The 19896-nt window shown below is 67.4% G+C and carries 17 protein-coding genes and 2 tRNA genes; 13 read left to right on the forward strand and 6 right to left on the reverse strand.

Features of this window, described 5'->3' with window-relative positions; all coding sequences use genetic code 11:
* Positions 1–42 precede the first annotated feature (42 nt).
* The 3 genes from FHS96_RS16970 (at position 43) to FHS96_RS16980 (ending at position 2311) form a co-directional block, all read left to right on the forward strand.
* Positions 43–118: transfer RNA gene (locus FHS96_RS16970), tRNA-Ala, on the forward strand.
* Between the two features lie 60 nt (positions 119–178).
* A tRNA-Ala gene (locus FHS96_RS16975) sits at positions 179–254 on the forward strand.
* Between the two features lie 170 nt (positions 255–424).
* On the forward strand, positions 425–2311 hold the full coding sequence (locus FHS96_RS16980) for a hypothetical protein (RefSeq protein ID WP_429594046.1): 1887 nt from the start codon (positions 425–427) through the stop codon (positions 2309–2311).
* 47 nt (positions 2312–2358) lie between these two features.
* On the opposite strand, the gene FHS96_RS16985 is transcribed toward FHS96_RS16980, so the two are convergent.
* Together FHS96_RS16985 and FHS96_RS16990 are read right to left on the reverse strand one after the other, a co-directional pair.
* The gene (locus FHS96_RS16985; protein ID WP_429594048.1) at positions 2359–3765 is read right to left on the reverse strand and encodes an aldehyde dehydrogenase family protein; all 1407 of its coding nucleotides are present in this window, start codon (positions 3763–3765) and stop codon (positions 2359–2361) included.
* A gap of 94 nt (positions 3766–3859) precedes the next feature.
* Complete coding sequence (locus FHS96_RS16990) at positions 3860–4942, reverse strand: Zn-dependent alcohol dehydrogenase (protein WP_429594050.1); 1083 nt, start codon at positions 4940–4942, stop codon at positions 3860–3862.
* A gap of 205 nt (positions 4943–5147) precedes the next feature.
* Between FHS96_RS16990 and FHS96_RS16995 the strand changes: the two genes are divergently transcribed.
* From FHS96_RS16995 to FHS96_RS17025, 7 genes are all read left to right on the forward strand, one after another.
* Positions 5148–6401, forward strand: a complete 1254-nt coding sequence (locus FHS96_RS16995) for an acyl-CoA dehydrogenase family protein (RefSeq protein WP_429594052.1) — start codon at positions 5148–5150, stop codon at positions 6399–6401.
* 29 nt (positions 6402–6430) lie between these two features.
* A complete protein-coding gene (locus FHS96_RS17000; protein WP_429594054.1) occupies positions 6431–7636 on the forward strand; it encodes a thiolase family protein in 1206 nt (401 codons plus the stop codon).
* Between the two features lie 13 nt (positions 7637–7649).
* Entirely contained in the window at positions 7650–8846 is a 1197-nt protein-coding gene (locus FHS96_RS17005) for an acyl-CoA dehydrogenase family protein (RefSeq protein WP_429594058.1), read from the forward strand.
* 2 nt (positions 8847–8848) lie between these two features.
* Positions 8849–9961, forward strand: coding sequence for an acyl-CoA dehydrogenase family protein (locus tag FHS96_RS17010; protein ID WP_429594061.1), 1113 nt, complete (start codon positions 8849–8851; stop codon positions 9959–9961).
* A 93-nt stretch (positions 9962–10054) separates the two neighbouring features.
* The gene (gene xth, locus FHS96_RS17015; RefSeq protein WP_429594063.1) at positions 10055–10831 is read left to right on the forward strand and encodes an exodeoxyribonuclease III; all 777 of its coding nucleotides are present in this window, start codon (positions 10055–10057) and stop codon (positions 10829–10831) included.
* Between the two features lie 236 nt (positions 10832–11067).
* Positions 11068–11598, forward strand: coding sequence for a DUF2239 family protein (locus tag FHS96_RS17020; RefSeq protein ID WP_429594066.1), 531 nt, complete (start codon positions 11068–11070; stop codon positions 11596–11598).
* A gap of 92 nt (positions 11599–11690) precedes the next feature.
* Positions 11691–12641, forward strand: coding sequence for a DUF808 domain-containing protein (locus FHS96_RS17025; RefSeq protein WP_429594069.1), 951 nt, complete (start codon positions 11691–11693; stop codon positions 12639–12641).
* 110 nt (positions 12642–12751) lie between these two features.
* On the opposite strand, the gene FHS96_RS17030 is transcribed toward FHS96_RS17025, so the two are convergent.
* From FHS96_RS17030 to lptF, 4 genes are all read right to left on the reverse strand, one after another.
* Positions 12752–13906 (reverse strand): GNAT family protein, encoded by a 1155-nt coding sequence (locus FHS96_RS17030; RefSeq protein WP_429594072.1) that lies wholly within the window; start codon positions 13904–13906, stop codon positions 12752–12754.
* Positions 13907–13998: 92 nt separating this feature from the next.
* Positions 13999–14706: a sterol desaturase family protein gene (locus tag FHS96_RS17035; protein WP_429594134.1), complete on the reverse strand. Its 708-nt coding sequence runs from the start codon at positions 14704–14706 to the stop codon at positions 13999–14001.
* Positions 14707–14898: 192 nt separating this feature from the next.
* Entirely contained in the window at positions 14899–15996 is a 1098-nt protein-coding gene (gene lptG / locus FHS96_RS17040; protein WP_429594075.1) for an LPS export ABC transporter permease LptG, read from the reverse strand.
* A gap of 19 nt (positions 15997–16015) precedes the next feature.
* On the reverse strand, positions 16016–17221 hold the full coding sequence (lptF, locus tag FHS96_RS17045) for an LPS export ABC transporter permease LptF (RefSeq protein ID WP_429594078.1): 1206 nt from the start codon (positions 17219–17221) through the stop codon (positions 16016–16018).
* A 126-nt stretch (positions 17222–17347) separates the two neighbouring features.
* On the opposite strand from lptF, the gene FHS96_RS17050 reads away from it, so the two are divergent.
* From FHS96_RS17050 to FHS96_RS17060, 3 genes are read left to right on the forward strand one after another with little or no spacing between them, the layout of a single operon-like run.
* Complete coding sequence (locus FHS96_RS17050) at positions 17348–17860, forward strand: DUF2141 domain-containing protein (protein WP_429594081.1); 513 nt, start codon at positions 17348–17350, stop codon at positions 17858–17860.
* 3 nt (positions 17861–17863) lie between these two features.
* Complete coding sequence (locus FHS96_RS17055) at positions 17864–18838, forward strand: diacylglycerol/lipid kinase family protein (RefSeq protein WP_429594084.1); 975 nt, start codon at positions 17864–17866, stop codon at positions 18836–18838.
* An 11-nt stretch (positions 18839–18849) separates the two neighbouring features.
* Positions 18850–19755, forward strand: a complete 906-nt coding sequence (locus FHS96_RS17060; protein ID WP_429594087.1) for a hypothetical protein — start codon at positions 18850–18852, stop codon at positions 19753–19755.
* Positions 19756–19896 lie beyond the last annotated feature (141 nt).

Genomic DNA, 19896 nt, shown 5'->3' on the forward strand with positions numbered 1-19896 from the left:
GCAGGGCGGTGAATCCTCCACTAGAGGGCACCGCCTGTTCCCGGGGCCGTAGCTCAGCTGGGAGAGCGTCGCAATGGCATTGCGAAGGTCAGGGGTTCGATCCCCCTCGGCTCCACCATTACAGGTTCGGCGGGTGGCCTGCGTTCGCGCAAGGTCACCCCGCTGAAGAAAAATTCCCGGGGCCGTAGCTCAGCTGGGAGAGCGTCGCAATGGCATTGCGAAGGTCAGGGGTTCGATCCCCCTCGGCTCCACCAATTTCTAAGAAGCCCCGGTTCGCCGGGGCTTTTTCGTTTTAGGTCCTCTCACCAACGGGAGAGGGCAATGCGGCACCGTCCCCTACGAGGCAGCGAATCGCTCTCCATCTGCTCCGCGACACCGAAGCGTCCGATTGGCATGATAGCCTTCGCCCAGCGGAGGAGGATCGATGCGGACGCCGACCAAATATTGCGACCTGGTGATGAAGGGCGGGATCACCAGCGGGCTGGTCTATCCCAGCGCGGTGCTGGAGCTCGCGACCGTCTATCGCTTCAAGAATATCGGCGGCACCTCCGCAGGGGCGATCGCGGCGGCAATGTCGGCGGCGGCGGCGCTGGGGGAGCGGCGGCTGGTGGCCGGCCGGCAGGCGCCGCAGCCGGGGATGGGGATGGACGGGCTGGCCGGCATCGCGGCGGATCTCGGCCGGCCGGGCTTCATCTATGGGCTGTTCCAGCCGACGCCGGTGGCGCGCGCGGCCTATCGGCTGATCGTGCGGCTGGCGGCGGGGCCGTCGGCTGCGGGCTATGTGGGAGAGGCGTTGCTGGCGCTGTTGCGACTGGCGCCGCTCACCATGCTGGGCACGCTGGGCGTGCTGCTGGGCATCGGCTGGCTGGCGGCGGGCGGCTGGGGAATGGTGGCCGCCCTGCTGCCCGCGCTGGTCTGCACGCTGGCGGTCGGTGCCTGGCGCGCCCTGTGGAAGACGGCGCGTGCGGCGGGCGACAATTTCATGGGGCTGTGTTCGGGGATGGGCCACCGCGCTGCGCCCCAGCCGGCGCTGACCGAGTGGATGCATGACGGCATCCGCGCGCTGGCGGGGCTGGACGATGCGGAGCGGCGCCCGGTGACTTTCGGCGACCTGTGGCAGGCGCCGGCCTATGAGGACGAGCCGGAAAGCGCGCGGCGCATCGATCTTGCGATCATCACCACCAACATCTCGCATTCCGAGCCCCGGACATTGCCCTTCGCCAAGGGCGGCTTCTTCTTCCGTGAGGATGAGTTCCGGCGGCTGTTCCCCACCTCGGTGGTCGACTGGATGGTCACGCACAGCCCCAGGCGGCGTGACGAGGGCGGCCATGCCTATCATCATCTGCCCGATGCCGAGCAGATGCCGATCGTCGTCGCCGCGCGGATGAGCCTCAGCTTCCCGCTGCTGATCAGCGCGATCCCGCTGCACGAACTGGATGTGGAGAAAGCGGGCGCGGCGACGGTGCCGCCCGAGGATGCCGCCGCCATGCGCCGCGAACGGCCGCGCTTCACCGAAAGCGTGGACGCGCTGGCGGCGGTGGACCAGGTCGACTGCGAATCGGCCGGCGCCAACACGCTGCCGCTCAGGCGCTGCTGGTTCACCGATGGCGGGGTCAGCAGCAATTTCCCGATCCACCTGTTCGACGCGCCGCTGCCGCGCTGGCCGACCTTCGCGATCGACCTCGTCTATGGCGTCAAGCAGCCGGTGCCCGATCCGATCTTCCTGCCGACGCACAACAATGCCGCGATGCGGCCCCGCTATCAGACGATCACCGGCACCGGGCCGATCCGCGACCTCGCCGGCTTCTTCTTCGGCATCATCGGCACCATGCAGAACTGGCGCGACCTGCTGCAGGGCCGCGCGCCCGGCCATCGCGACCGCATCGTGCGCATCGCGCTGGACGCCGACGAAGGCGGCATGAACCTCGATATGCCGCAGACCGTGCTGACCTCGATCGTCGACAAGGGTCGTCGCGCGGGGGCGCGGCTGATCGCCGACTTCGATTTCGACAATCATTTCTGGATTCGCTATCGCAACGTCGCATCCGCCGCGGAGCGCTTCACCATCACCTTTGGCGATGCGCTCGGAGCGCCGCTCAATGCGGACAATGCCCGCGCTTTCGATCGGATGTGGAGTCGCGACCTGCCGACCGCGGGCCCCTATCGCTTCAGCAAGGCGCAGGCGGAGGAAGCGGTAATGCGGCTGGAGCGGATCCGGGATGAAGCGGCGCTGTGGAAGGATGCGCCGGTGGACCTGACCGAAGGGGCGCCGAAGCCGCTGCCGCAGCTCAGGGTGGTGCCGACGTTTTGAGGATCATTGTCCTCCCCGAGCGGAGCGCGGGGAGGACAATGATCGCCTCACCCCCGCGCGACGTTGACGATCATCGGCTGGGTATATTCGTGCAGCCCTTCCAGCCCCAGTTCGCCGCCGACGCCCGATTGCTTGGCGCCGCGGAATGGCACGGTCGGGCTCAGCGCCATGTGCTGGTTGACCCAGGCGGTGCCGGACTGGATGCGCAGCGCGACGTCAGTCGCGCGGTCGAGATCGCTGCCCCAGACCGAGCCGCCAAGGCCGAACTCCGAGGCGTTGGCGCGGGCGACGGCGTCGTCGACATCAGTGTAGCTCAGCACCGGCAGCACAGGGCCGAACTGCTCCTCGCGGACGATGCGCGCATCGTCGGTCACGTCGCGGACGATGGTGGGAGCGATGAAGAAGCCCGGGCGGTCGAGCGGTACGCCGCCGGCAATCACCTTGCCCTCGCGCGCGCTCTCGTCGAGCAGCGCCTTCAGCTTCTCGTACTGGGCGGCGTTCTGCACCGGCCCGATCTGCGCGCCCTGCTTGGCGCCGTCGTCGACCACCGCGGCGGTGGCGAGGCGAGCGAGTTCCTCGCAGAACACATCGTAGATCGCCTCGGGCACATAGGCGCGCTTGATCGCGATGCAGACCTGCCCGGCATTGGCCATCGCGCCCTGGAAGATCTTGCGTGCGGTCGCGATCGGATCGGCATCGTCGAGGATGATCGCGGCGTCGTTGCCGCCCAGCTCCAAGGTGACGCGCTTGAGCGTCGCGGCGGCGGCCTGCATCACCTTCTTGCCGGTCACGGTCGAGCCGGTGAAGGAGAGCTTGGCGATGCCGGGATGCGCGGTCAGCGCACCGCCCAGATCATTCTCGTCGCACAATATGTTGACCACGCCCGGCGGCAGGATCTCGGCGCACAACGTGCCGAACAGCAAGGTGGTGAGCGGCGTCGTCGGCGCAGGCTTGGCGACCAATGTGTTGCCCGCGAGCAGCGCAGGCGCGAGCTTGTTCATCAGCAGGATGACCGGGAAGTTCCACGGCAGGATCGCGCCGACCACGCCGAGCGGGCGGCGGACCTCGATGATCCGCGCCTTGTCGTCATCGCGGATGACGTTGGTTTCGAGCCGCATCGCCGCGAAGGCGCGCAAGGTGAAGACCGCGCCGATCACCTCCATCTTCGCCTGCGCGTCCGGCTTGCCCTGCTCGGCGGTGAGCAGCCGGGCGAACTCGTCGGCACGCGCCTGCAGCGCGTCCGCCAGCGCATCGATGCGCGCCGCGCGGTCCTCGATCGGAAGCGCCGACCAGGCGGGGAAGGCGGCGGCGGCGGCGGCAACGGCGGCGTTCAACTGCGCCTCGTCGGCGACCGGGCAGGTCTCGAACGCCTCGCCGGTGGCGGGGTTGACGACGTCCATCGTGCGCGCGCCATCGGTCAGCACGCCGTCGATCAACAGTTTGAAATCGCTCATGAAAATCCCTCCTATCGGTCTCCCGGTCGTCTCGTGGATCGACCGTCGTTGCACGTGGTAGCGGGTTTCGGTCGTCGCCCGCTGCTGTCACTTGTCACACGAAACTGATGACGGAGCGGGCGATGGTGCCGCTCTTCATCTCGGTGAAGGCCTCGTTGATGTCGCCCAGACCGATGCGGCGGGAAATCAGTTCGTCGAGCTTGAGCTTGCCCGCGAGATAGAGGTCCACGATCCGCGGCACGTCAACCGGGAAGCGGTTGGAGCCCATCAATGATCCGCGGAGCGTTTTTTCGGAGAGCAACTGATAGCCGGCGATGCTGACCTTCTGGCCGATCGGGATCATGCCGATCACCGTCGCCGCGCCGCCGCGACGGAGCATCGCGAAGGCGAGTTCGGCGGTGCTGGCGAGGCCGATCGCCTCGAACGCGTGGTGGACGCCGCCGCGCGTCATCGCGATCACCTGCTTGGCGGTATCCTCGCCGGAGGCGTCGACGAAATCGGTGGCGCCGAAGGTGCGCGCGAGCGCTTCCTTCTCCGCGACCCGGTCGACCGCGATGATCCGCGCGGCGCCGGCGACCGCGGCAGCATTGATCGCGGCGAGGCCGACGCCGCCGCAGCCGATCACCGCCACCGTCTCGCCCGGGCGCACCTGCGCGGTGTGAACGATCGCGCCATAGCCGGTCAGCACCGCGCAGCCGATCAAGGCGGCGCGATCGAGCAGCATATCCTGCCGGATCGCGACGCAGGCATGTTCGTGGACCAGCATCGTCTCGGCGAAGCCGGAAAGGTTGAGGAATTGCGCTATCGGCATGTCGGCGGTGCCCAGGCGCGGCTGTTCCTCGGCGCCGCGCTGCACGTCCGGCGCGTGGCAGAGGCTGAGATGGCCGGTGACGCAATGCTCGCAATGGCCGCAGAAGGCGGAGAGGCAGGTGACGACATGGTCGCCCACCTTCACCGTGCGTACCTCGCTGCCCACCGCTTCGACCACGCCGGCGCTTTCATGCCCCAGGATGGTCGGCAGCGCGGTGGGATAGCTGCCTTCCAGGAAATGGAGATCCGAATGGCACACGCCCGTCGCGACGGTGCGGATCCGCACCTCGTGCGGGCCGGGGTTGGAGATCGCGACATCCTCGATCACCAGCGGCGCGCCTACTTGGCGCAGAACGGCAGCCTTCACAGTCTCTCTCCCTTTGGTCGGCGCCATTTTGCAAAATTGGGAATGGCATTCCAAGCGGGTTTTTCGAGGGTGTGTGAGATTTATCGAATAGTGCGTATGAAATGCGGGCTTGCCTTCGCGCGCGCCGCCTGCAAGAAATCGCGACCACGGAGCGCGCCGCTGCGCGACTCCGCAACGACTCCGCAACAAGGCCGAGGAGAGAGCGGTGGATTTCGAACTCAGCGAACGTCAGCGCCTGTATCGCGATCAGGTTCGCGACTTCATCGAGTCGGAGATCCGGCCGCGCGACCACGACTATGAGGCACAGGCGCATGAGGGCGATCGCTGGAAGGTGATCCCGGTGATCGAGGAACTGAAGCCGAAGGCGCGCGCCGCGGGGCTGTGGAACCTGTTCATGCCGCCGCAGTCCGGCCGCGCGCATGTCGACGATGCGTTCGAATTCGAAGGGCCGGCGCTCACTAACCTCGAATATGCGCTGTGCGCCGAGGAGATGGGGCGGCTGCGCTGGGCGAGCGAGGTGTTCAACTGTTCCGCGCCCGACACCGGCAATATGGAGGTGCTTCACCGCTACGGCACGCTGGAGCAGAAGCAGCGCTGGCTGAAGCCGCTGATGGACGGCGAGATCCGCTCCGCCTTCCTGATGACCGAGCCCGCGGTGGCCTCCTCGGATGCGACCAACATCCAGAGCTCGATCATTCGCGACGGCGATGACTATGTGATCAACGGCCGCAAATGGTGGTCGTCGGGCGTCGGAGATCCGCGCTGCGAGATCGCGATCGTAATGGGCAAGTCCGACCCCGAAGGCTCGCGCCACGGCAGCCAGAGCATGATCCTTGTGCCGATGAACGCGCCGGGGGTGCGGATCGAGCGGCTGCTGACGGTCTATGGCTATGACCATGCCCCGCACGGCCATGGCGAGGTGGTGCTGGAGAATGTCCGCGTGCCCGCGGAGAACATGCTGCTGGGCGAGGGGCGCGGGTTCGAGATCGCGCAGGGGCGCCTGGGGCCGGGCCGCATCCACCATTGCATGCGCACGATCGGCGTCGCCGAGACCGCGATCGAGGCGATGGCGAAGCGGCTGACGTCGCGCGTGGCGTTCGGCAAGCGCATTGCCGAGCACAGCGTGTGGGAAGAGCGCGTCGCCCGCGCGCGCATCGATATCGAGATGAGCCGGCTGCTCTGCCTGAAGGCTGCCGACATGATGGACCGCGCCGGCAACAAGGCCGCTCAGCTCGAGATCGCGATGATCAAGGTGCAGGCGCCGACGATGGCGCTGCGTATCCTCGACGACGCGATCCAGGCGCATGGCGGCGGCGGCGTTTCATCCGACTTCTTCCTGGCGGAAGCTTGGGCGCACCAGCGCACCTTGCGCTTCGCCGACGGACCGGACGAGGTCCATGCCCGCGCCATCGCCCGTGCCGAGTTCGGCAAACATGTCGACTTCAAGGCCCCGCGCTGACCCCCTTTTCACCACAGGATGACCACGCCATGACCCGCGAAGCCGCGATCGTCTCCACCGCCCGCACCCCGATCGGCCGCGCCGGCCGCGGCGCGTTCAACAACACCGAGCCGACCGTGCTCGCCGGCCATGTCATGCGCGCCGCGATCGAGCGGGCGGGGATCGACCCCGAGCGGATCGACGACGTGTTCTGGGGCGCCGGCAACCAATATGGCCAGCAATTCTACAATATCGGCCGGATGGCCTCGTTCGCGGCCGGGCTGCCGCAATCGGTGGCGGGGTTCTCGGTGGATCGGAAGTGCGGATCGGGGCTGACGACGGTGGCGCTCGCCGCGCGCTCGATCATCTGCGGCGACATCGACGTGGCGCTGGCCGGCGGCGGCGAGTCCGTCACCTACACCAGCCTGCCCGGGCTGGTGACGCCCGAGTGGAGATCGCAGGCGGTGCTGGCGAACGAGCCCGACGCCTATATGGCGATGATCGAGACCGCCGAGATCGTCGCCGAGCGCTATGGCATCAGCCGCGAGGTGCAGGATCGCTTTTCGGTGGAGAGCCAGCACCGCGCCGCAGCCGCGACCGAAGCGGGCCGCTATGCCGACGAGATCGTGCCGCTGACGGCAGAAAAGATCCTGCGCGCCAAGGATGGCAGCGAGACCGGCCGCGAGACGGTGACATTGACCACCGACGAAGGCATCCGCGCCGACACCAGCTATGAGGGGCTCGCCTCGCTCAAGCCGGTCTGGAAGGGCGGCAAGACGGTGGCGGAAGGGCGCTTCGTCACCGCCGGCAACGCCAGCCAGCTCTCCGACGGCGCCTCCGCCCAGATCGTGATGGACCGCGCTACCGCCGAGGCGGAGGGGCGCGAGGTGCTGGGTGTATTTCGCGGCTTCCAGGTTGCGGGCTGCGGGCCCGAGGAAATGGGCATCGGCCCGGTGCTGGCGGTGCCGAAACTGCTGGCGCGCGCGGGCCTCAAGGTCGAGGATATCGGCCTGTGGGAGATCAACGAGGCGTTCGCCAGCCAGGTGGTCTATTGTCGCGACACACTGGGAATCGACCCCGCGAAGTTCAACGTCGATGGCGGCGCGATCGCGATCGGCCACCCGTTCGGGATGACCGGCAGCCGCCTTGTCGGCCATGCGCTGATCGAGGGACGGCGGCGCGGCGTGCGCCATGTCGTCGTCTCGATGTGCGTGGCGGGCGGCATCGGTGCCGCCGGGCTGTTCGAGATCGTTTGAGGAGGAGCAGGCGATGGATCTGAGCTTCACCCCCGAGGAAGAGGCGTTCCGCGAGGAGGTCCGCACCTTCCTGCGCGAGAAACTGCCGGCGCGCATCTCGAACAAGGTGCTGAACGGCCAGCACCTCAGCAAGCAGGACATGGAGGAATGGCACGCCATCCTCAACGCGCGCGGCTGGCTGGCCAATCACTGGCCGGTCGAATGGGGCGGCACCGGCTGGACGGTGATGCAACGCTTCATCTTCGACGTGGAGACAGCACTCGCCCACGCGCCGCGGATCATCCCCTTCGGCCTCTCGATGCTGGCGCCGGTGCTGATCAAATATGGCAATGAGGCGCAGAAGCGCTACTGGCTGCCGCGCATCCTCGACGGCAGCGACTGGTGGTGCCAGGGCTATTCGGAGCCGGGGGCGGGATCCGACCTCGCCAGCCTCAAGACCGCGGCGGTGCGCGACGGCGACCATTATGTCGTCAACGGCCAGAAGACCTGGACCACGCTCGGCCAATATGCCGACATGATCTTCTGCCTCGTGCGCACCTCGAATGAGGGGCGCAAGCAGGAGGGCATCTCCTTCCTGCTGATCGACATGAAGACGCCCGGCATCGAGGTGCGGCCGATCAAGCTGCTCGACGGCGATTATGAGGTGAACGAGGTGTTCTTCACCGACGTTCGCGTGCCGGTGGAGAACCTCGTCGGGGAGGAGAACAAGGGCTGGACCTACGCCAAATATCTGCTGACCTACGAGCGGACCAACATCGCCGGGGTCGGTTCGTCGATGGCGGCGTTCGAGCGGCTCAAGCAGGTCGCGCGCACCCAGCGCCGCAACGGCCGGCCGCTGGCGGAGGATCCGCAATTCGCCGCCCGCCTCGCGCGGCTGGAGATCGACCTCGAAAACATGAAGACCACCAATTTGCGCGTGCTCGACGCGGCGGGGCATGGCGCGGCGCCGACCGCGGAAAGCTCGATGCTCAAGATCCGCGGTACCGAGATCCGCCAGACCATTACCGATCTGATGCGCCGTGCCGCCGGCGCCTATGCCCAGCCTTTCGTTGCCGAAGCGCTGGAGGCGGGGTATAATGGGCCGCCGGTGGGCCCCGATTTCGCCGCGCCGGTGGCGGGGCAATATTTCAACAACCGCAAGCTCTCGATCTTCGGCGGCTCGAACGAAGTGCAGCGCGAGATCATCACCAAGGCAATCCTGGAGCTCTGACGATGGACTTCTCTCTGGGTGAAGACCGCCAGATGCTGGTGGATACGCTGAGCCGCTACCTGCGCGAGAATTATGATTTCGCCACCCGCGAACGCATCACCGCCTCGCCCGAAGGCTGGTCGCGCGATACATGGCGGGCGTTGGCCGAACTCGGCATTGTCGGCGCGCTCTTCGACGAGGCGAGCGGCGGCTATGGCGGATCGGCGTTCGATGTCGGCGCGGTGTTCGGCGAACTCGGCCGGGCACTGGTGGTGGAGCCGTTTCTCGGCACATTGCTCGCCGGGCGCGTGCTGGCGGCGGCGGGGGAGGGCGATGCGCTTGGCGGAGTGATCGCCGGCGAGACCATCCTCGCCTTTGCGTATGAGGAGCCGCATGGCGATCATGACATCGCGTCGATCGAGACGCGCGCGAATGCCGAGGGCGATGGCTGGCTGCTGACCGGCGCCAAGGCGGTGGTCGCGCAGGCGGCGCAGGCGGACCTGATCGTGGTGACGGCACGGATCGAGGGGGACGATGGGCTGTCCACCTTCCTCGTCGAGCGCGGCGCCGCCGGCATCGACATCCGTGACTATCCGCTGGTCGACGGCGGCAGCGCGGGCGAGCTGGTGCTGAACGCGGCGCCGGCGCGACTGCTGGGCGCGCAGGGCGGGGCGGGGGACATCGTCGAGGCGGCGATCGCTGCCGGACTGGTCGCGCTCGCCTGGGAAGCGGTGGCGATCATGGACGTGCTGAAGGATCAGACGCTCGACTATCTGCGCACGCGCAAGCAGTTCGGCGTGCCGATCGGCAAATTCCAGGCGCTGCAGCACCGCATGGCGACGGTGGCGCTGGAAATCGAACAGGCCCGCTCCGCCGCGATCAACGCCGCCGCGGCGCTGGATGGCGACCGGCTGGCGCGCGAGCGGGCGGTCTCCGCCGCGAAATATTCGATCGGCCATATCGGCTCGCTGGTCGCGGAAGAGGCGATCCAGTTGCACGGCGGCATCGGCATGACCTGGGAATTGCCGCTGTCGCACCATGCCAAGAGGCTGGTGATGATCGGGCATCAACTGGGTGACGAGGATTATCATCTGATGCGCTTTGCGGCGCTGGGGCGTGAGGTGGAGGTGGCTTGATCCCTTTTCCTCCCGACGCTGCGCGCCCGGGAGGACATGCTGCGACCGCTTTTCGGCTGACGGCCGCTCCCACCGCCGCTACACCCCGCTGCCATGAAGATCGCGACCTACAATGTGAACGGCATCAAGGCCCGTCTGCCGCGGCTGCTCGAGTGGCTGGACGAGACCAGACCGGACATCGTCTGCCTGCAGGAACTCAAGTCTAGCGACGAGACCTTCCCGGAGGCGGATATCCGCGGCGCCGGCTATGGCGCGGTCTGGCATGGCCAGAAGGGGTTCAACGGCGTCGCCATCCTCGCGCGCGATGCGGAGCCCGCGCTGGTCCGCAAGGGGCTGGAGGGCGAGCCCGAGGATGAGCATAGCCGCTATATCGAGGCGGATGTGTTCGGTCTGCGCGTCGCCTCCATCTACCTGCCCAACGGCAATCCGCAGCCCGGCCCGAAATTCGATTACAAGCTGCGCTGGATGCGCCGGCTGCAGTTGCGCGCGCTGGAGATATTGGCGGAGGAAGTGCCGGCGGTGCTCGCGGGCGATTACAACGTCATCCCCACCGACGCCGACGTCTATTCGCCCGCGGCGATGGCGAGCGACGCGCTGATGCAGCCCGAGAGCCGCACCGAGTTCCGCACCTTGCTCTACCAAGGCTGGACCGACGCGATCCGCACCCGCCATCCGGTGGGCCCGATCTGGACCTTCTGGGACTATCAGGCGGGCGCCTGGCAGCGTGACGCAGGCTTCCGCATCGACCATCTGTTGCTGAGCGCCGCGGCCGCCGACCGGCTGGTCGACGCCAATGTCGACAAGGCGTTTCGCGGGCGGGAAAAGGCCAGCGACCATGCCGCGACCTGGGCTGTGCTGCGGGACGTCTGAGCGGGATTTAGCCCCTCCCCTTCAGCGGAGGGGACGAACGCAGCGAGCTTCCGCGCAAGCGGAAACGGCAGCGCCGCCGGGGGCATTGAGCGCCCGTCGCCGCTCGCCTCCCCTGAAGGGGAGGGGTAAGTTAAGATGCCGCATCCGCGCACTTCGCCCCCGAGACATGTAATTTAACCCGGGTAATATTGACCCGACATCGGCGCCCGCCTAGATGGCCGCGGGAAGGAATGTCGATGGAAAGTTGCACAGTCTTTGCGGGCGACACCTGGATCGCGACCGGCAGTGCCGAGGCGGTGCGGGAGGCGATCCGTGCGCTCGAGACGCATGGTGATATGGGAACGCTGCTGGTGTTCGACGACGTCACCGGGCGCCAGATCGACCTGGACATGCGACCGGAGGAGCCGGCGCGTCCGCGGGGACGGCCGCGCATGGGCGTGGTCTCGGGCGAGGTCACCTTGCTGCCCCGCCATTGGGAGTGGCTGCGCGCGCAGCCCGGCGGCGCCTCCGCGACACTGCGGCGGCTGGTCGATGCGGCGCGGCGGCAGGGGATCAGCGGTACCGCGGCACGCGACGCCGCCTATCATTTCCTGTCGGCGATGGCGGGCAACCGCGCCGGCTATGAAGAGGCGATCCGCGCGCTCTATGCGCATGACGCGGCGCGCTTCACCGAACTGACCGAGAACCTGCCGGTCGACGTGCGCGACCATGGCCGCGATCTTGCCGCCGCCTGGTTCGCGTCCGAGCCGCCGGTGGTGGCGGCCTGATCGCCTCTCTTCCGCACGGAACCCGGGACGGCTAGGACGGTTCGCCGTCTCGACGACAGGGTTTCGACGACAACAGGGGGATATTACCGGCCATGGCTTCCGGACTTGCCGCACTGCTCGACGATGTCGCCGCGATCGCCAAGCTGGCGGCGGCGTCGCTTGACGATGTCTCCGCCGCGGCGGGGAAGGCGGGGACCAAGGCCGCAGGGGTGGTGATCGACGATACCGCGGTCACCCCGCGCTACGTGACCGGCTTCACGCCGGAACGCGAACTGCCGATCATCTGGAAGATCGCGGTTGGATCGCTGCGCAACAAGCTGCTGCTGCTGCTGCCCGCCGCGCTGCTGCTGAGCGCCTTCGCGCCCTGGGCGATCACCCCGATCCTGATGGTGGGCGGCGCCTATCTCTGCTTCGAGGGCGCCGAGAAGCTGATCGAGGCGCTGAGCGGCCATGGCAAGCATGCCGACGAGGCAGAGGCGGGCGGCGATCCGGCGGAACTGGAGAAGACCAAGATCGCGGGCGCGATCCGCACCGACCTGATCCTGTCGGGCGAGATCATGGCGATCGCGCTGGCCGAGGTGCAGTCAGGCGGCGCGGTGCCGCTGTGGGAGCAGGCGATCGTGCTGGCGCTGGTCGGCGCCGCGGTGACGGTGGGCGTCTATGGCGTCGTCGCGCTGATCGTGAAGATGGACGATATCGGCGTCCATCTGGCGGCGCGCGATTCGGCGGCGGTGCAGGGCCTCGGTCGCGGGCTGGTGAAGTTCATGCCGGTGCTGCTCTCCGCGCTGGCGACGATCGGCACCGCGGCGATGATCTGGGTGGGCGGCGGCATCATCGTCCACGGCCTGCACGAATATCATCTGACGCCGCTGCCGGAGTGGATCGAGCATCTCGCCGGCGGCGCGGCGCATGCTGTGCCGGTGGCTGAGGGGCTGGTCCACTGGGTGGTGGAAGCGGCCTGCTTCGGTGTGGTCGGTGTGATCCTGGGCGGGGTGATCGCGCTGGTGGTGCACAAGGTGGCGGCGATGCGCGGGGGGCATTGAAAGCTCCCCTCCCGCTGGCGGGAGGGGCTGGGGGAGGGCATGTCAGCCCGCCCCGCATTTCAGGACAGGCCCTCCCCAAACCCCTCCCGCGAGCGGGAGGGTTTTAGGGTTCACAGCGCCTTTTCGTAGATCACATATTCCTTGTTGACCTCGGCGCCGATGGTGTCGGCGATGGCGACCATGCCTTGGTTGTCTTCGAGGATCCAGCCGATCTCGCCGCGGGTGGCGCCGAACTTCGTGGTGGAATCGCGCCGGATATATTCGATCATCATGAAGGCAAGCTGGCTGGCGAGGCGGCTGGATTGCATGCGCTTGACCACGCCCATCAGCGGCACGCGCATCGTTTCCATCTTCGGCTTGCGCAGCCACAGCAGCAGCTTGGCCCAGTTGAACGGCCACAATGTGCCGCCCATGTCCTTCAGCTTCTCGTTGAGGTTGGGCAATGTGATCATGAAGGCCACGGGCTCCCCCTCCACCTCGGCGACGCGGATCAGATCCTCGAACACGATCTGCTTCAGCTTCTTGCCGACATAGGCGATCTCGCTGTCGGTCAGCGGCACGAAGCCCCAATTGTCCGACCAGGCATCGTTGAGGATGCCGAGGATGAGGGTCGCTTCCTCGTGGAAGCGCGACTTGTCGGCGCGGCGGATATTGATGCGCGGGTTGCGCTCGCCGCTCTGGATGATGCGCTCGACGATGCCCGGGAAGGGCTTCTCGATGTTGAGATCGTAGCAGTAGAGCGACTTGACCGGGGTGTGGCCGTCGGCCTCGATCCACGCGCGATAGGCGGGGCTGTTGTGGCCCATCATGATCGTCGGCGGATGATCGAAACCGGAGACGAGCAGGCCGGGTTCGTCCCACACCGAGATGCTGATCGGGCCGAGCGCGCGGGTGAGGCCCTTGGCGCGCAGCCAATCCTCGGCGGCGGCGAGCAGCGCCTTGCCGACCGCCTCGTCCTCCGCCTCGAACAGCCCCCAATTGCCGGTGTTCGGCCCCATGCCCTGTTCGATCGGCTGCTTGAGCGCGAGATGATCGATATGCGCCGAGATGCGGCCGACCACCCGACCGCCGCGACGGGCGAGGAAAAGCTGCTGTTCGCCATGTTCGAACCACGGGTTCTTGCCCGGCGTCAGCAGTTCGTAGACGTCCATGCGCAACGGCGGCACCCAGGCGGGATCCTTGCCGTTCAGGCGATAGGCGAGTTCAACGAACGCCTTGCGATCGGCTTTGCTGGTAACCGGGGTGACGGTGATCGGATCAGACATGGCTGACGGGCTTTCGGGGCATGGCTTCGACAAAAAAAGGGCGGGTGACGCGCTGTCGTGCGTCCCCGCCCCGGATGCGGTTGAGCGGAGGATCAGTCCTGCTTGCGCTTGCGCGGATGGCCGCTGGCAACGCCGCCGGAAAGCTCCGCGACATAGGGATATTTCTCGGCGACTTCCTGGGTGTAGCCCAGATTGAATACCGTCGGGCTCTTCTTCCGCTCACCGGCACGCTCGTAGAAGGTGCCGAACAGGCGATCCCAGAAATAGTTGGTGATGCCGAAATTGCCGTTTTCGTTGTGGAAATGGTGGGCCATGTGGCGCTGCTTGATCGTCGCCAGCCACTTGTTCTTCGGCTTGTAGCCGAGGTGCTGGATGCAGTGGCAGAACTCGTAGAAGCAGGTGGTGAGCAGCCCGGTGGAGGTCGCGATGGCCGCGCCGCCGACGCCGCCGATCAGATAGCCGAGCGGCGCGGTGGCGATCACGATCGTCGGCAGCGTGGTGTGCAGCGCGCCGAACAGGATCTCCAGATGGTTGGGATCCTGGTGGTGATCGTAATGGATGCGCTTCCAGGTGGGGGCGAGGATCTTCACCTTCCACATCCACTGGCTGTGCAGCACCCAGCGGTGGAGCACATACCAGGCGAGCGGATAGACGATGATCGCGATGGCGATCGAGGCGAGCGTCTGCACCGGCGCCGCGGGGCGCCACACATAGACGCCGGCCGAAACCACGGCGAGCGCCAGATAGGCGATGATCGCCGGATACTGGAAATAGGCGACGGTCAATTCCTTGAGCGTCATCCGGTCCAGATAGTGTGACCGGTTCCAGAAACCGGTACGGAGCGTCTGCTCAGTCTTCACGTCATCTTCCTCGAACGGACTCGGGGCACGGCGCGCAGCCGGCCTCCCGTATATGAAAGCCGCTAGTGACCGCGCAATAAGGCGATTTTTCGACGGGCGCGGCGGAACGTGCCACAATCGTAACCCGCCGCCTTACTCCTCGGTGCGGATCAGCACCGCTTCGCCGATCAACAGGAACAGGAAAAAGGGTGCCCAGGCGGCGAGGACGGGCGGGTAGGCGGAGAGATTGCCCATCGCCAGCGAGAAATTGTCGGCGACGAAATAGGTGAAGCCCAGCGCCATGCCGACCACCGCGCGCACGAACAGCCGGCCGGACCGCGCGAGGCCGAAGCCCGCGACCGCGCCCAACAGCGGCATCAGCATCGCCGAGAGTGGGCCTGAGAATTTGTGGTGCCAGGCCGATTCAAGCGCCGCGGTCTGGCGCCCGGCGGCGCGCAGATCGTCGATCGCGGCGCCGAGATCGGCGAAATCCAGCGAATCGCCATCGACATTGGACAAGGTGAACTGGTCGGGGCGCACGCTGCGCGCGATCGTGGCGGCGCCGGTCGGCACCTCGACGCCGCGGCCGACGTCGAACCGTTGGCCCTGGGCGAGGCGCCAGCCGCCGCCAGCGGGCACATAGCGCGCCTCGGGCGCCCTCAGGATCTGGTCGAGCGCGCCGCTGGACCGGTCATAGACGGTGACATCCTTCAGCCAGGTGCCGTTGCCGCCGCCATGGACCTCGCCGGCGCGGATCAGCATCGGTCCGTCGCGCACCCACACATTGGTCTGCAGCGCGCGCTGCTTTGGGACCGGGCCGTAATCGACGCGCTCCCACTGCGAGAGGGTGGAGGTGGCGCGCGCGACGATGCGCTCGTTGAACGTGAAGGAGACCGCGGCGACGCCGAGGCTGGTGATGATCAGCGGCGCCAGCACCTGGTGCGCGGACAAGCCCGCGGCCTTCATCGAGATCACCTCGCTGTTCTGGTTCAGCGTGGCGAGGGTGATCAATGTGGCGAGCAGCACCGAGAAGGGCAGAAAGCGCGCGATGATCTGCGGCGCGCGCAGCGACACATAATACCAGAGCTGTTCCTGGCCGTTGCCGGGATAGGCGAGGATGCTCCCCGACTCGCCGAGCAGGTCGAGCGTCTGGAGGACGACGACGAGCGCGCCGAGCACCGCGAAGGTGCGCAGCAGGAACATGCGCGCCATGTAGAGCGCCAAGGTGCGCGACGGAAAGAAGCTCATCATCGGGTGGTCATAGCCCTCGTCACGCGACTTCCGACGATTTGCGCCGGCCGAGCCGCAGCCATGCCTTCAGCGCGCCGCCGGCCTTGGCGGCGACGCGTTCCAGCGCCGCGATCGGCGCGCCGCCGGGAACGTGCGCGACCATGTGGTACATCCAGTAGATCAGCCCCGCGAACATCGCGAACGGCACCCACAGCGCGATGATCGGATCGACCTTGCCGAGCGCGCCCAGGCTTTCGGCATATTCGTTGACCTTGTGGTAGGTCACGATCATCACGATCGAGATGAACACGCCAAGCGCCGACGAGGATCGCTTGGGCGGGATCGCCAGCGCGATGCCGAGCAAAGGCAGCAGCAGCATCATCGCCACCTCCGCCATGCGGAAATGGAAATTGGCGCGGCTTTCCAGCCGCAGGTTCTTCGGCTGGTTGGGATCCTTGCCGATGCGGACGAGCTCCGGAATCGTGCGTTCCAGATCCTTGTCGCCGCGTTTGCGGAACGCCTCGATCTTGGGCAGGTCGATCGGCAGGTCATGGCCGGTGAAGGCGAGCACCCGCGGCGACTTGAACTCGGGCGCGTTGTGGACGAGCACGCCGTTGCGCAGCCGCAGGATGATCGTGTCCGGATCGTCCGTGGCCATGAAGGTGCCATGTTCGGCGGTGACCGCGAGCGACTTGCCGTCGCGCGATTCGGCGCGGACGAAGATGCCGTTGAGGTCGCGGCCCGAATTGCGGCTCGATTCGATCCGCATCGTCATCCGCGCGCCCAGCCGGGTGAACTCCCCCACCTTGATCGAGGCGCCGAGCGCGCCCGAGCGCAGTTCGAAGCGCAGCCCTTCATAGGCGTAGCGCGCATAGGGCTGGACGAAGCCGACGATCGCGAGATTCACGAGCGCCAGCCCGATGGCATACATATAGGGCACGCGCATCAGCCGGCCGTAGCTGAGGCCGACCGCGCGGAACACGTCCAGCTCGGAAGACATCGCGAGCTTGCGGAACGCCAGGAGGATGCCGAGCATGAGGCCGATCGGGATGCCCAGCGACAGATATTCCGGGATCATGTTGGCGAGCATGCGCCACACCACGCTCACCGGGCCGCCCTCGGCCGCGACGAAGTCGAACAGCCTGAGCATCTTGTCGAGCACGAGCAGCATCGCGGCGATCACCAGCGTGCCGAACAGCGGCAGCGCGATCAGACGGGCGACGTAACGGTCGGTTGCGGTCAGCATTTCGAAATTCAGACGCCCCATGACCATGTTTTGGCCGCAAACGAGCCCGATCTTCAATGGCATGGGGGCAACAGGGCCGGTCATGCCGATTGTGGCATGGCTATAGCTTCCAGGAGTCGTGAGGTCATGTCGAAACTTTGGAGGACGCTGATCGCGGGTCCGCTGGTGCTGACGGCACTGGCTGTGCCTGCGTATGCCGGCGCCCTCGGTCCCGACGCGGCTGTCTGCGATGCGGGCCAGGGGCCCTCCGTGCTCGTGCGCGTCGAGGGCTTCAAGGCGCGCACCGGCAAGCTGCGCGTGCAGATCTATGGCGGCAATGCCGCGGAGTTCCTCGAAAAAGGCAAGTGGCTGAAGCGGGTCGATCTGCCCGTCAGCCGCAGCGGCCCGATGAATGTCTGCGTCGGCCTGCCGACGGCGGGGAATTACGCCGTCGCGGTGCGCCACGACATGGATGGCAACGGTAAGTCGGGCTGGAACGATGGCGGCGGCTTCTCGCGCAACCCGCATCTGTCGCTGACCAACCTCAAGCCCAAGCATAGTGCGGTGGTGATTCCGGTCGGCACTGCGACTCGCACGGTGGATGTCGTGCTCAACTACCGGTCGGGTCTGTCGATCCGCCCGATCGAGGGATCACGATAGGTCATGCCCAGCGTCGCGCTTCTGTCCAACCCCCGGTCCACGGGCAATCGCGCGCTGTTGCCGCGCGTGCGGGCCTATTGCGCGACGCATCCCGAGATTTTCCACTATGAGGTGGAGAATGTCGACCAGATCGGCCAGGCGCTGCGCACGATCGCGCGGGTGGAACCCCAGGTGATCGTGATCAACGGCGGTGACGGCACCGTGCAGGCGGCGCTGACCGAGCTGCACCAGGGCGGCCATTTCGGCGATTCGCCGCCGCCGGTCGCGGTGCTGCCCAACGGCAAGACCAACCTCATCGCGCTCGACCTGGGCGCGCACGGCGATCCGCTGGATGCGCTCGACCGCATCGTCAAGATGACGCACGGCGACCTCAGCAAGCATGTCGTGGTGCGCGAACTGATCGAGCTTTCGAGCGGCGAGGTGGGCAGCCGGCCGGTGCTGGGCATGTTCCTGGGCGGCGCCGGGCTGGCGGACACCATCCTCTATTGCCGCAACAAGATCTATCCGCTGGGGCTGCCCAACGGGCTCAGCCATGTGATCGCGGCGCTGGCGGTGCTGTTCGCGATGCTGTTCGGTATCGGCGGCCGCTTCCTGCCGCCGCGGCCGCGGCCGGTGCAGGTCTCGATGATTCGCGACGGCGAACTCAGCGGGCGCTTCTCGCTGCTGATCGTCACCACGCTGGAACGCATGCTGCTGGGCAGCCGCACCGAGATGGCGGGGGTGAGCGCCGGCCGGATGAAGCTGATGGCGGTGGACCAGAGCCCATGGGCGCTGGTGCGCGCGATCGCCGCCGCGGCGTTCGGCAAGCTCGGCCGGGCGCGCATGGCCGGCGTCCACCTCAACCGCGGCGACATGATCCAGATCGAGGGCGAGCGTTCGAGCGTGATCCTCGACGGCGAGCTGTTCCAGGCCGAGGTCGGCCAGCCGATCGTGTTGCGTTCGACCCCGCCGGTGCCCTTCCTGCGCCTCGCGGCGTGAGCCTTTCCGCCATGGCCGTGACGGTCACCGAACATCCCGCCGCGCTCGACGCGCTGGTGGCGGCCGAACTCGCGCTGCCGGTCGATCCGCGCGCCGCGGCAATGGCGGCGGCGATCGCGGCGACCTTCGGGCGTGCGGCGCGTGCGGTGCTGTTCTACGGATCCTGCCTGCGCAGCGCCGAGCTCGACGGGCAGATGCTCGATTTCTACGTGATCGTCTCCTCCTACCGCGCGGCCTATGGCGGTGGCTGGCGCGCGGCGGCGAACCGGCTGCTGCCGCCCAACGTGTTTCCGTTCGCGCATGACGGGCTCGCCGCCAAATATGCCGTGCTGAGCGAGGCGGATTTCGAGCGGCTGAACGGGCCGAAGACGCTCAACGTCTCGGTGTGGGCGCGCTTCGCGCAGCCGAGCCGGCTGGTCTGGGCGGCAGATGCCGAGGCCGGGCGGCGGGCGATCGCGGCGGTCGCGCGCGCGGCGCCGACCTTGCTGGGCGCGGCGCGGCCGCTTGCCGGGGCGCATGACGGCGACCCGCTGGCGCTGTGGCGCGCGGCGTTCACCTTGACCTATGGCGCCGAGCTGCGCGCCGAGCGCAACGCCCGGCCGGGCGCGATGGTGGACGCCGATCCGGCCCGCTACCGCGCCTTCACCGCGCCAGCGCTGGCGGCCTTGAGCGGGAACGAGAGCGCGGCCGCGGCCCGGCGACGCTGGCGGCTGCGGCGGCTGCAGGGCAAGACGCTATCGGTGCTGCGCCTCGCCAAGGCGAGCCTGACCTTCGCCGGCGGCATCGATTATCTCGCCTGGAAGATCAACCGCCACGCCGGCACCACGATCGAGATCCGGCCATGGCAGCGCCGCTGGCCGCTGCTGGGGGCGGTGGTGCTGCTGCCAAAGCTGCTGCGGTCGGGGGCGGTAAGGTAGCCGCGCGCCGGGTTTGCGGGCGTTGGCGTTAAGCCCTCTCCCGCACTTCGCGGGACTGCTGCGAAACAAGGCGATTTCGGATCGACGCGAAGATTGGTGGCGCGTGGCCAAGCTTCGCTGATCTCGGCGGTACCTTTGTTG

The organism is Sphingomonas zeicaulis (genome assembly GCF_050433225.1).
GTDB classification, from domain to species: Bacteria; Pseudomonadota; Alphaproteobacteria; order Sphingomonadales; family Sphingomonadaceae; genus Sphingomonas_D; species Sphingomonas_D zeicaulis.

Excerpts from the sequence above, each read along its gene's own strand:
- FHS96_RS16980 (WP_429594046.1), top strand. The coding sequence starts at position 425 with ATGCGGACGCCGACCAAATATTGCGACCTGGTGATGAAGGGCGGGATC.
- FHS96_RS16985 (WP_429594048.1), bottom strand. The coding sequence starts at position 3,765 with ATGAGCGATTTCAAACTGTTGATCGACGGCGTGCTGACCGATGGCGCG.
- FHS96_RS17000 (WP_429594054.1), top strand. The coding sequence starts at position 6,431 with ATGACCCGCGAAGCCGCGATCGTCTCCACCGCCCGCACCCCGATCGGC.
- FHS96_RS17005 (WP_429594058.1), top strand. The coding sequence starts at position 7,650 with ATGGATCTGAGCTTCACCCCCGAGGAAGAGGCGTTCCGCGAGGAGGTC.
- FHS96_RS17010 (WP_429594061.1), top strand. The coding sequence starts at position 8,849 with ATGGACTTCTCTCTGGGTGAAGACCGCCAGATGCTGGTGGATACGCTG.
- xth (WP_429594063.1), top strand. The coding sequence starts at position 10,055 with ATGAAGATCGCGACCTACAATGTGAACGGCATCAAGGCCCGTCTGCCG.
- FHS96_RS17020 (WP_429594066.1), top strand. The coding sequence starts at position 11,068 with ATGGAAAGTTGCACAGTCTTTGCGGGCGACACCTGGATCGCGACCGGC.
- FHS96_RS17025 (WP_429594069.1), top strand. The coding sequence starts at position 11,691 with ATGGCTTCCGGACTTGCCGCACTGCTCGACGATGTCGCCGCGATCGCC.
- FHS96_RS17030 (WP_429594072.1), bottom strand. The coding sequence starts at position 13,906 with ATGTCTGATCCGATCACCGTCACCCCGGTTACCAGCAAAGCCGATCGC.
- FHS96_RS17035 (WP_429594134.1), bottom strand. The coding sequence starts at position 14,706 with ATGACGCTCAAGGAATTGACCGTCGCCTATTTCCAGTATCCGGCGATC.
- lptG (WP_429594075.1), bottom strand. The coding sequence starts at position 15,996 with ATGATGAGCTTCTTTCCGTCGCGCACCTTGGCGCTCTACATGGCGCGC.
- lptF (WP_429594078.1), bottom strand. The coding sequence starts at position 17,221 with ATGCTGACCGCAACCGACCGTTACGTCGCCCGTCTGATCGCGCTGCCG.
- FHS96_RS17050 (WP_429594081.1), top strand. The coding sequence starts at position 17,348 with ATGTCGAAACTTTGGAGGACGCTGATCGCGGGTCCGCTGGTGCTGACG.
- FHS96_RS17055 (WP_429594084.1), top strand. The coding sequence starts at position 17,864 with ATGCCCAGCGTCGCGCTTCTGTCCAACCCCCGGTCCACGGGCAATCGC.
- FHS96_RS17060 (WP_429594087.1), top strand. The coding sequence starts at position 18,850 with ATGGCCGTGACGGTCACCGAACATCCCGCCGCGCTCGACGCGCTGGTG.